This is a genomic window from Neobacillus soli NBRC 102451 (assembly GCF_001591665.1).
In the GTDB taxonomy this organism is placed as follows: domain Bacteria; phylum Bacillota; class Bacilli; order Bacillales; family Cytobacillaceae; genus Neobacillus; species Neobacillus soli.
Window position 1 is genome coordinate 17,777 of sequence record NZ_BCVI01000016.1, and the last position, 11,709, is coordinate 29,485.

Genomic DNA, 11,709 nt, shown 5'->3' on the forward strand with positions numbered 1-11,709 from the left:
AGGGGTTATTGAAATGGCATTTTCCCTCTTTTCACCTAAAAACCGAATTATCAACCTGGTAGTAAATGACCATTCGATTCGCTTGCTTGAACTAAAACAAGTGAGCCCCCCTGCAGCGCAAAGATGGAGTGAACGCTTTCTTCCGCCTGGGATTATCAGTGATGGGAAAATTACCGACATTGATTCCTTTGCTAACATTTTGGAAGAATGTATCAATGAATGGAAGATTCAGCGGCGCTCTATCCGCTTCTTAGTACCTGACCCACTTGTCATCATCAGAAAAGTCTCAATTCCGGCAGAAATTCAGGATGATGAATTAAAGGGGTATTTGTACCTAGAACTTGGCTCTACGATCCATTTACCGTTTGAGGAACCGGTCTTTGATTATTATCCTCTAGCCGATAATGGAAAAACAAAGGACCTTCTCTTATTTGCAGCACCGGAGCAGCAGGTCATGGAATATGCTGATTTATTTTCTAGCTTAAAGTTAAATCCTGTCGCAGCGGATATTTCACCGCTCGCCTTGTATCGGTTATATTACCAGCTTGACATGGCCAATAGTGACGAAATCCTTTTTAGTATCCAGTTTGATTTGACAGGTGTCAATTTGTGTATCTTTGAGGAAAGTGTGCCACTTGTCATGCGCCATTTTCCACTGCCATTTGATATTGACCAATGGGAAATTAAACAAGATTTATCAGGAAGGTTAGCGTACAAATATATCGGTGATGAAAATGAGTTGGTCATCCAGTTTGAAGATATCTTTAAAGAAATCAATAAGCTTTTGGATTTTTACAGATATAATCTAAACAATGAGAAAAAGGATGTTACCAAATTTCTCTTGAATGGGGACCATCCGATGCTCCAGGCAATTACCGATGAAATGCTAGAAAGATTTGATGTTCCTGTGGAGTTAATAGCTCTAGAAACCGATATAAAAGGAAAACAAGGAAGCGTACCGGCTAATCTATTACTACCTTTAGGTCTCGCTTTAAAAGAGGTGCAATAATGTTAGTAGAAATTAACCTGCTTCCGCAAAAAGAACCGAAAAAATTTGCGTTTATCGTCACTTTATCTTGTTTGCTGGCAATGATCGTCCTTATTGGCGGTTTTTACTTTTGGCAAACCCAGTCCATAAAAGATGAGATGTCTTCATTAGACAGACAAATTTCGATGACCCAGAAAATTGCTAGTAAAGAAGAGCAAAGCAGCGAAACAGTTGAATCTGCCAGCTCTGTTAATCAATTAAAAAGTGCGATTGAATGGGCAAATGATTATCCCATCCAAACAATACCTGTTATGCGGCACCTTACATCATTATTGCCAGAGCGCGGCTTTATCCAATCCTTTGGCTATACAGAATCAGGAACTGTTACTCTTTCGGTCCAATTTGATAGTGCCAGAGAGGCGGCTTACTTCTTAGACAGCCTGAATCAATCAAATTGGATTGACGAAGCCAGTCTGAGTTCCCTAGCAGCCACAGAACAGTCTGAAACAGAAACCAATGCTACTACCACAACAGTAGCTTCAAATAGCCAAGATAATACAACAAATTCGACAACAACTACTGCTAATCAAACCACAACAGATCCAAATACAACTGTCGATGATCAAAATAATACAACGGCTGGTTCAACAGTGAACCAGAACAACCAAACTAACACAACAACAAATCAAAATTCCAATAATAATACAACCGTTACTTCAACAAGTAAGACAGCAAAGAAAATTAGTAACTATCTGCCTCGTTATACAGGTCAATTTGAAATTATCTTTAACAAAGAAGAGATAAAGAAAATCGTGAAAAAGAGCAAGTCAACTGAGGAAGGGGTGTCAGGTTCATGAAGCTTCGTTTCTCAAAAAGAGACAAACTCATTGTCGCTGCCGGCACTCTTTTGTTAGTCTTACTAGTCGTCTATGCTCAATTCTTTAAGCTGACACCGTTAAAATCGGATTTAGGGTTGAAGCAGCAAGCCTTAACGACAGAACAAAAATTGTTGGATGTAATAAGTCAAAAAAAGGTGGATTCAGCAAATACTAATGCCGAAGATACAAAAGTTCTGCAGAAAAAGATTCCTGTAGAGCCGCTTCAAGATCAGTTCATTTTGGATTTAGAAAAAGCTGAAAACATTTCTAATAGTAAAATTTCATCAATGGGCTTTAGTAAAGACGCGGATGTCGCGTCAGCAGACCAAGCTAATCCTGAGAATACCAATACTGCACAAAATACTACGCAAGAGCAAAATGCAGCAGCACAGGGTGATGCTAGTCAACCGGCTGCAAATCAACAAGCAGTTCCTGAAGTTCCAACTGGAATGAAAAAGCTCACGGTCAATTTAAGCGTTGAATCACCAACTTACGAGGATTTAGAGAAGTTCATCGGAACACTGGAATCCTTACCGCGGATTGTCGTTGTTGAGTCAATTAATTATGCCGGGGGTCAAGAGATAACCAGCCTGGATCAAGAAGATGCGCCAATAAGCTACAGTCTTACGATTTCTGCTTTTTATCTGCCTCAATTAGCTGACCTGAAAGCAGAGCTTCCGAAAATCGATGCACCTGCACCGGCTGGAAAAGCAAATCCGTTAAGCCGGTTTTCAAAAGTGACCAAGCCTTAATTAACAATCTTGCGAACGAACAAATAATTTGGCGAAAGTCTACGATAACAAGACGACAAAAGTCTTGTTATTTTTTTTTGTCTTTATGATAGGATGGAACAAATTACTCATCGGTAGAGAGAGGAGAACGATTTGTGGACAAGCCTAAAAAGGGCAATACGATTAAGATAAAATTAAATGGAGAAGAGCAGCACCATCAGGAAGACTCCCCAAAAAAAGAGACAGTCGCCAACATCTATCCAATTCCAAGAGTGATAAAAGTAAATTCGGATCTATCAGAATCGGATGGATTTATAGAAACAGCAGCAGCACAGGAACCGGTTGATGAAAGCTTTGATTGGATTATTCCTGAATCCGCTGAAAATGATATTGAGGAATTTCATATTCCCAGCAGCAACAAAACTCCTAAAAAAAGTGGAACTAAAAAATTGACATCATTTTCACCTAACTTTAAAAAGAAGACTGGTCAGCCGTTTGGGTCCATCTTAATTTCAGCCACTTTTGCCATCCTTATTGGTCTTACAATTGGGTTTGTTATGCTTAAATTGGTGATCACAGAGACAGATGGTAAGGTGGACACTGAACCAACAGCGGTAGAAGTAAATGGCAGCAAAGAAAACAAACCGGCTACCGGAAAGGCAGGCACGGCAGTCATAGGCCAAGTAACCGCATATCTCGTTCAAGGCGGAGTTTATTCCTCGAAAGATGGTGCAAAGGAAACTGCTGCTCAGTTAACATCTCACGGTATTCCATCCCAATTGATCGAAAAGGATGGCCAGCAGTTTATCTTTCTAGGTGTGGCTGATTCAATGGAGACAGCAAAATCGCTAAGTGGACAATACAATGAAAATGGGGCCGAAGGTGCATTTCCCAAGTCATTATTACTAAAGGAAAAGAAGTTTTCCGATATCTCAGCAAAAGAAATAAATTTTCTAGAGGCAGTACCAACCATCTATGAAACCCTTTCGATGGCAACTTCTAGTGCGATGTTGACCCAAGAGATTCCAGAAGAATCTAGCAAAGCCCTGGTAACTATTGAAGACCAGTTAAAGGTAACTAGTATAAAGAACGCGAAGGTGAAAAAGCTACAAGCGGAATTAACCAGTGCGGACGAAAAGGTAAAGACCTATCAAAAATCGAAAGATACGAAGGATTTAACGGAAGCGCAGCAGCATTTATTAAACTTCCTGTCCTCCTATTATTCAATGTAAACGACAAAGCTCGATATTTTCCGGGAAATGAATTATGCCACGCACGAAGCCTGTCCATGCTGGGCAGGCTTTTCAATGACCAGAAACTAACAATAAAATAACCACCAGATAATTTTACAAATTTCATCAAAATTTAATACTCTAAAAATTGTTTGCTTCTGCAATTTCTGATAGGATTAAATTGTATCTCCCTAATGAAACGAAAAGGTAAGGTGATTGAATGCAGAACCTCATTTTAGCCTCTTCTTCTCCACGGCGAAAGGAACTTCTAGAAACTCTCCGTTTAACATTCGCGATTTCAAGCAGTGATGTTGATGAAAGTTTTAACCCAGAGCTCTCCCCGGAGGAAGTAGTGATGGAGTTAGCCGATCGTAAAGCACAGGCTGTTTTTAAAAATAATAAGAACGCCTTTGTGATTGGCTCAGACACTATTGTCGTTGCGGATAATCGAATTTTGGGAAAGCCAGCAGATGAGGCCGAAGCCATTTCTATGTTACAAACTCTTTCAGGTAAGCAGCACGAGGTGTTTACAGGTGTTTCGATTGTGTCTCCAACAAATTCAACAAGGTTTTTTGAAAAAACTGAAGTGTGGTTTTGGGAGTTAACTGACGAAGAGATACGGGCCTATGTAAAAAGTGGTGAACCGCTTGATAAAGCAGGTGCATATGGCATTCAACAGCTCGGGAGTATGCTTGTCAAAAAAATAAATGGAGACTATTTTGCGGTTGTCGGCCTGCCGGTTTCAAGGACGATTAGGGAATTGAAAAAGGCAGGCTACCAGTTGCCGTATTAAAATTTTCTTAACTCCCTCCAAAAGGGAGGAAAAAAGAGTGTCCACAAATACATTAATGATCCGTGATTTCCCTCAAAACGAAAGGCCCAGAGAGCGCTTTATTCAACATGGACCGCAAAGCCTATCGAATCATGAACTCATTGCCATCCTGCTCAGGACCGGGACAAAAGACGAATCGGTCCTGCAATTATCGAATCGCCTGCTGACCCATTTTGAAGGGTTACGTCTCTTAAAAGCAGCCAGCTTAGAAGAAATTACTGAAATTAAAGGGATTGGCTCGGCTAAGGCGATTCAAATTCTCGCTGCCGTCGAAATAGGCAGAAGAATTGCCAACCTTAATCATACTGACCGCTATGTCATCCGTTCTCCAGAGGATGGTGCGAAGTATCTGATGAACGATATGCGCTTTTTGTCTCAGGAGCATTTTGTTTGCTTGTATTTAAATACAAAAAATCAAATCATCCATAAACAAACGGTGTTTATCGGCAGTTTGAATGCCTCGATTGTCCATCCAAGAGAGGTGTTCCGCGAAGCATTAAAGCGGTCTGCAGCCTCAGTCATTGCGGCGCATAATCATCCAAGCGGTGACCCAGCGCCAAGCCGTGAGGACATTGAGGTAACTAAAAGGCTTGTTGAATGCGGGAAAATAATTGGCATTGATCTTCTTGATCATTTGATTATCGGTGAAAATAAGTTTGTGAGCTTGAAGGAAAAAGGGTATTTATAACACTATGATTTTATTTGACGGTAAGATATAATAGTGGGTATGATTTTTTAGGAATGATTAGAATTTAATTAGATAAATAATGGAAAAAAAGACATGATATAAAAGTGATTACCTGCCTAATGGGAGTTTTTGCATTTCGTATCAGAAAGGGAGCTACAACACTATGTTTGGAATTAGAGCTAGAGATCTTGGGATTGACTTGGGTACTGCAAACACGCTTGTATATGTAAAAGGAAAAGGAATTGTGTTACGGGAGCCATCGGTTGTGGCGATGCATACCGATACAAAAAGTATTGTCGCAGTTGGCAACGACGCGAAAAATATGATTGGACGTACACCGGGGAATGTTGTTGCACTTAGGCCGATGAAGGATGGCGTTATTGCCGATTTTGAAACGACCGCATTGATGATGAAGCACCATATTCGTCAAGCACAGAAAGGAAAAGGTGTTTTCTCAAGTAATCCGTACGTGATGGTTTGTGTACCTTCCGGGATTACTGCTGTTGAGGAGAGAGCCGTCATTGATGCCACTAGACAAGCAGGGGCAAAGGATGCCTATACGATTGAAGAGCCATTTGCTGCGGCGATTGGAGCAAACCTGCCTGTTTGGGAGCCTACCGGCAGCATGGTCGTCGATATTGGCGGCGGTACGACTGAGGTCGCGATAATTTCCTTAGGGGGAATCGTGACAAGCATCTCGATCCGCGTTGGCGGCGATGAAATGGACGAGTCGATTATTACGTATATCCGAAAAAATTATAATTTAATGATTGGTGAACGGACATCTGAATCGATTAAAATGGAAATTGGCTCGGCGGGTACCCCTGAAGGAATCGACAATATGGAGATTCGCGGACGGGATTTATTAACGGGTCTGCCAAAAACAATTGAAATAACTGCAAAAGAGATTGCTGCTGCCTTGCATGATACAGTCTATGCGATTGTCGAAGCAGTCAAGAATACATTAGAAAAAACACCGCCTGAACTCGCGGCCGACATCATGGACCGCGGCATTGTTCTTACCGGCGGCGGCGCACTGCTTCGCAATTTGGACAGCGTGATTAGTGAAGAAACGAAAATGCCGGTCCTTATTGCCGAGAATCCACTTGATTGCGTTGCGATTGGGACAGGCAAAGCGTTAGACCATATTCATTTATTTAAAAACAAAGCGAAGTTGTAAGTCTTGTACTTTTTATCTATAGAAAAATAGAGGTGTATAATCATGCCACAGTTCTTTTTGAATAAACGTCTGATTATTTTGCTTGTCAGCATCATTGTTCTCGTGGCATTGATTGGGTTTTCTTTAAGGGAGAGAAGTAAACTATCCTGGCCGGAGCAATTTATTAAGGATACAACCGGTTGGGCTCAATCCCTGGTTTCGAAGCCTACCCATTTTGTTACAGGCTTTTTTGAAAATCTTCAGGATTTGCAAAATACATATGGTGAGAATAAGGAATTAAAAGCGCGGCTTGAAAAGCTTGTCAGCCTTGAATCACAAGTTCAAGAGTTGAACAAGGACAATAAAGATTTGCGTGATATTCTTGGTGAAAAAAAGACCCTGAGAGATTTCAAACCGTTACCAGCTACCGTTATTGGCAGAAACCCTGATCGTTGGCATGAAATGATTATTATCGACAAAGGCAATTTAAACGGCATCGAAAAAAATATGGCTGTTGTCACGGCAAGCGGCCTAATTGGAAAAGTAAAGAGCGTCACTAAATTCAGCTCAACCGTGCAGCTGTTGAGTGCTATGGATCCGAAGAATCGGATATCAGCGGTCATTCAAGGCGAAAAAGAAGTCTATGGTTTCGTTCAGGGCTTTGATGATAAACAAAAATTACTTTTGGTCAAGTCGATTCCCTCCGGGGCGAAAATTGAAAAAGGTCAAAAAGTCATTACCTCCGGTTTGGGTGGGGTTTTTCCACAGGGGCTGATGATTGGAAAAGTAGTCGATGTGAAACCAGATCAGTATGGTTTAAATCAAGCCGCTTATGTAAAGCCTGGGGCTGATTTCTATGATATCAATAATGTCATTGTCATTAAACGATTGATGACCCAGCCAGATAAAAAAGCAATATCCAATGGGAAGGAGGAGGAGTTGTGAGAAAATTCCTTCTTCCTCTTTTGTTTCTGTTCCTTTTTATATTAGAAAGCCTTTTTGTTCAGTATTTACCTAAAAAAGTGTTTGGGTTTGAGCGGATATTGGTTCCTCACTTTCTGATCATAGCGATTCTTTTCCTAACCATTTTTGTCGGAAAAAAACAGGGAATTATTTATGCCGCTATTTTTGGGCTATTATTTGACATTGTTTATGTTGAAATTATTGGCATTTACTTTTTCCTTTATCCCTTTATTGCTTATCTGATAAATAAACTAATGCAAATAATGCAAGCGAATATCATCATTGTCTTCCTTGCTACCCTGCTGGGGATCGCACTATTAGAGATTGGTGTTTATGAAATGAATTCCTTAATTCATGTGACAACCCTAGATTTTTTAAGCTTCATTAATTTGCGTTTATACCCAACCCTTATATTAAATGCAGTGTTCATCATCATTATGGGCTATCCTTTGAAGCGGCTGTTTGAAAAACATGCCGAGGCATTGAGAGCTGAATGATTTTTTTATTAAAAGAGGAGAATGGACACATCATGTCGAATTTTTTTATTAAGAAAAGGAAGTATATAATTTTCCACTTTGAGAATTGTCTAGCTCCAGCGCCCTAGCGGCTAGTGTCCTTCGCTCTCCGCCCTACGATAAGTCAACATCGAATCGCCTCTGGCTCTTCGTGTTTCCTTTATCTCAGTTGGAGCGCTCCAGGCCATACGCCGCTGACCAGGGCGCTTGCGCTTTTCTAATTAGTCCGTACTTTCGATTCGGAATAAGCATGAGAAAAGGCGAAATATAGGGATTGAGCCCTATTTTGTTGCAAGGACTGATTCCATTTGCTTGTTCCGAAATTGCTTTCTATTATGAGGTGAAAATTTCTCCATGAAAAAGCGGCAAAATGTTACAATAAAAGGAACGAAGGAAGGTCTTGTCCTTCATCTTGATGATACATGTTCTTACGAGGAACTAAAGAGGGAATTGGACCAAAAGCTTTCGGCTAATTCGAGGACACAGGATGAGAAGCATTTAATTCCTGTTAAATTGGAAGTTGGCAACCGCTATATATCCGAGGCACAGCAGGAAGAGCTAAAAAACTTAATTCGTCAAAAGAAGAATTTCGTTGTTGATGGCATTGTGTCCAATGTAATCACAAGGGAATATGCGGAACGATTAATGGAAGAAAACGAAGTCATGACCGTTTCGAGAATTATTCGTTCGGGACAAGTGCTCGAAGCCCCAGGTGATTTATTATTAATTGGCGATGTCAACCCAGGTGGAACGGTGATTGCGGGCGGAAATATTTTTATCATGGGAACATTAAAGGGAATTGCCCATGCCGGCTGCTTTGGGAACGACCAATCAGTGATTGCGGCATCAAGTATGAAACCATCCCAGCTCCGAATCAGCGAATTTCTAAATAGAGCACCAGACATCACGCAGACCACAGAAAAGCGGGAAATGGAATGCGCATACATAGATGAAAACCATCAAATCATCGTTGATAGATTACAAGTTTTAATTCAATTAAGGCCTAATTTAAACAGATTCGAAGGGGGACATTAATGTGGGAGAAGCAATTGTAATTACATCCGGTAAGGGCGGCGTTGGTAAAACCACCACTTCCGCTAATATTGGCACGTCACTAGCCCTTCAAGGAAAAAAAGTTTGCTTAGTGGATACAGACATCGGCCTTCGAAACCTGGATGTCGTCATGGGACTTGAGAACAGAATTATTTATGACCTTGTTGATGTTATCGAAAAAAGGTGCAAAATCCATCAAGCCTTGGTTAAGGACAAACGATTTGATGGGCTGCTCTATTTATTGCCAGCCGCTCAAACGGTTGATAAATCAGCTGTTAGGCCTGAGCAAATGAAGGAACTAATTACGGAATTAAAGCAAGACTATGATTATATCATTATTGATTGTCCCGCAGGAATTGAACAGGGTTTCCAGAATGCCATTGCCGGAGCAGATCAAGCGATTGTGGTAACCACGCCAGAGGTTTCAGCTGTTCGCGATGCTGACCGGATTATTGGCCTGCTTGAAAAACAAAAGGACATGGAATCGCCAAAATTAGTCGTCAACCGGATTCGAAGTCATATGATGAAGAGCGGTGATATGCTCGATATTGATGAAATTACTCAACATTTATCGATCGAGTTATTTGGTATTGTCGCCGATGATGATGAGGTGATTAAGGCATCGAACCATGGTGAACCGATTGCTCTAAATCCAAATAGCAAGGCCTCCATTGCTTATCGTAATATTGCCAGAAGGATTCTCGGCGAATCCATTCCGTTGCAGCCACTCGAAGAAGCTAACAAGAATGTCTTTACAAAAATTAAAAAGTTTTTCGGTGTTCGTTAATTTATCAGCCTGCCCACATTGCCCGTGGACGGGCTGTTTTTAATTTAAGTCATACTCTGCAAATTCCTTTCATAAACTTGTACAAAAAAGTGGGAAAAGGGTTGATGGGGATGGCGAGGTCTACACCGGAAGAAATTCGGCGACGTATCGCAAAGCGGAAAAATGAAAAAGGAACAGTTTCAAAGAGCCCGGAGAGCCCAATTGCCTGGGCGGGTGATGATGAAAAATACGGCTATAATCTTATGTCTGCCTCGGGAAACAACAGCGGCGATGATGGGCACCCATTATTTAAGAAAGAGGTATTCTTCTTTAAAATATTGGCCTCAGTTCTCTTGTTTTTGACGATAGCTATTTTATTTCGAACGCATTCATCTGCCCTTGATCCGGCACGAAACGTTGTCATGAAAACGATGGACACCGATTTTAAATTTGCAGTCGTTTCTAACTGGTATGAAAGCAGGTTCGGGAAGCCATTGGCACTGCTGCCATTTTCCGAAACGGATAAGGTAGGGAAAAAAGAGGTAGTTCAAAAGGAATTTTCCGTTCCCGCGATGGGGAAAATCCTCGAAAACTTTGAAAAAAATGGCCAAGGCATCATGATTGAAACGGGTAAGGGTGCGGCGGTCCAAGCAATTAATGACGGCTTTGTCCATTTCATAGGGGTTAAGGAAGGTTTGGGAAAAACGGTCATCATCCAGCATTCCGATAAAACGGAAACGTGGTACGGAAATTTAGATGAAATTAATGTCAAATTATATCAATATATTGATAAAAGAACGGTGGTCGGCAAGGTTTCAACCTCAACAGGTGAGGATAAAACAAAAGGCAAGTATTACTTTGCGATAAAAAAAGGCGATGATTTTATCGACCCCATCCGGGTGATTTCCTTTGATGAATAGAGCCATTTATTTACTGCGCCTCGTTTCGATTCACCCCTTGTTGTGGCTTGTGATTGCTCTATCGATTGCGACCGGCCGTTTCCTTGAAGCTTGCTTGCTGCTTGGGATTATTTTTATCCATGAAATGGGGCATGCTGCTGCGGCTTCTTTTTTTTCATGGAGAATCAAAAAGATTACCCTTCTGCCGTTCGGCGGGGTTGCCGAGATGGATGAGCACGGCAACCGCCCCTTAAAGGAAGAAACGATTGTCGTGCTTGCCGGACCGCTCCAGCATGTATGGATGGTTGCTCTAGCGTACTTATTGTTGTCCATGCACGTAATACCGGAAGATTTATTTCTTCTTTTTCTTCACTACAACCTGATGATTTTTATTTTCAATCTGTTTCCCGTTTGGCCGCTTGATGGCGGGAAGCTTGTGTTCTTACTGCTCTCATTAAAAATGCCCTTTCCAAGTGCCCATCGGATAACGCTCATCCTTTCTTTTTTCGGCTTATGTCTTTTTTCGATGGTCATTTTAATTGCTGCCCCTGCTCATATCAATGTCTGGGTCATCATTGCCTTTTTATATTTCACGTTGTATCACGAGTGGAAGCAAAAACGATTTGTTTTTATGAGATTTTTATTAGAGCGTTATTATGGAAAAAAATCCGCACTCCGAACCTTGAAACCAATCCAGGCCAATGAACAGGAGCTGCTCATCCATGTGTTGGAGAAATTTCAACGCGGCTGCAAACATCCCATTATCGTCGAAGCGGATGGCCGCGAAAAAGGGATGCTAGACGAAAATGAACTACTCCACGCCTATTTTACCGAAAAACGACTAACCGATAAAATCAGCGACCTTCTTTTTTCATATTAAATGGTATAATTAGAAAAAGTGGAAGCGCCCTGTTGACGAGCGCTTCTATTAGATTAAGAAGGATACACGATGTTCATTGAAAACTGACAAATAAGGGTTATTAAAGACATTTCTGGAGAAAATCA

At 41.1% G+C, this 11,709-nt stretch carries 13 protein-coding genes; all 13 read left to right on the forward strand.

What is annotated here, in order from left to right; translation table 11 throughout:
* Positions 1-13: 13 nt before the first annotated feature.
* The 13 genes from pilM to BSO02S_RS05805 all read left to right on the forward strand — a co-directional run bounded on the left by pilM (position 14) and on the right by BSO02S_RS05805 (position 11,584).
* Positions 14-1,009: a type IV pilus biogenesis protein PilM gene (pilM, locus tag BSO02S_RS05745; RefSeq protein WP_066063793.1), complete on the forward strand. Its 996-nt coding sequence runs from the start codon at positions 14-16 to the stop codon at positions 1,007-1,009.
* Positions 1,009-1,845 (forward strand): PilN domain-containing protein, encoded by an 837-nt coding sequence (locus BSO02S_RS05750; protein ID WP_066063794.1) that lies wholly within the window; start codon positions 1,009-1,011, stop codon positions 1,843-1,845. The genes pilM and BSO02S_RS05750 overlap by 1 nt, the downstream gene beginning before the upstream one ends.
* Positions 1,842-2,618 carry a hypothetical protein gene (locus tag BSO02S_RS05755; protein WP_066063795.1) on the forward strand — a complete coding sequence of 259 codons (777 nt, stop codon included), beginning with the start codon at positions 1,842-1,844 and terminating at the stop codon, positions 2,616-2,618. The genes BSO02S_RS05750 and BSO02S_RS05755 overlap by 4 nt, the downstream gene beginning before the upstream one ends.
* Positions 2,619-2,752: 134 nt before the next feature.
* Complete coding sequence (locus tag BSO02S_RS05760) at positions 2,753-3,829, forward strand: hypothetical protein (RefSeq protein WP_066063797.1); 1,077 nt, start codon at positions 2,753-2,755, stop codon at positions 3,827-3,829.
* A 220-nt stretch (positions 3,830-4,049) separates the two neighbouring features.
* Positions 4,050-4,622, forward strand: a complete 573-nt coding sequence (locus BSO02S_RS05765; protein ID WP_066063799.1) for a Maf family protein — start codon at positions 4,050-4,052, stop codon at positions 4,620-4,622.
* Positions 4,623-4,659: 37 nt separating this feature from the next.
* Positions 4,660-5,349, forward strand: a complete 690-nt coding sequence (radC, locus tag BSO02S_RS05770; protein ID WP_066063802.1) for a RadC family protein — start codon at positions 4,660-4,662, stop codon at positions 5,347-5,349.
* Positions 5,350-5,512: 163 nt separating this feature from the next.
* Positions 5,513-6,529: a rod shape-determining protein gene (locus BSO02S_RS05775; RefSeq protein WP_066063804.1), complete on the forward strand. Its 1,017-nt coding sequence runs from the start codon at positions 5,513-5,515 to the stop codon at positions 6,527-6,529.
* Positions 6,530-6,571: 42 nt separating this feature from the next.
* Entirely contained in the window at positions 6,572-7,453 is an 882-nt protein-coding gene (gene mreC / locus BSO02S_RS05780) for a rod shape-determining protein MreC (RefSeq protein WP_066063808.1), read from the forward strand.
* Positions 7,450-7,968 (forward strand): rod shape-determining protein MreD, encoded by a 519-nt coding sequence (gene mreD / locus BSO02S_RS05785; RefSeq protein WP_066063809.1) that lies wholly within the window; start codon positions 7,450-7,452, stop codon positions 7,966-7,968. Before mreC ends, mreD begins: the two co-directional genes overlap by 4 nt.
* Positions 7,969-8,340: 372 nt before the next feature.
* Positions 8,341-9,021: a septum site-determining protein MinC gene (minC, locus tag BSO02S_RS05790; RefSeq protein ID WP_066063812.1), complete on the forward strand. Its 681-nt coding sequence runs from the start codon at positions 8,341-8,343 to the stop codon at positions 9,019-9,021.
* Position 9,022: 1 nt separating this feature from the next.
* Positions 9,023-9,826 (forward strand): septum site-determining protein MinD, encoded by an 804-nt coding sequence (gene minD, locus BSO02S_RS05795; protein ID WP_066063815.1) that lies wholly within the window; start codon positions 9,023-9,025, stop codon positions 9,824-9,826.
* A gap of 110 nt (positions 9,827-9,936) precedes the next feature.
* Positions 9,937-10,725: a M23 family metallopeptidase gene (locus BSO02S_RS05800; RefSeq protein WP_174524223.1), complete on the forward strand. Its 789-nt coding sequence runs from the start codon at positions 9,937-9,939 to the stop codon at positions 10,723-10,725.
* Positions 10,718-11,584 carry a M50 family metallopeptidase gene (locus BSO02S_RS05805; RefSeq protein ID WP_066063824.1) on the forward strand — a complete coding sequence of 289 codons (867 nt, stop codon included), beginning with the start codon at positions 10,718-10,720 and terminating at the stop codon, positions 11,582-11,584. Before BSO02S_RS05800 ends, BSO02S_RS05805 begins: the two co-directional genes overlap by 8 nt.
* Positions 11,585-11,709 lie beyond the last annotated feature (125 nt).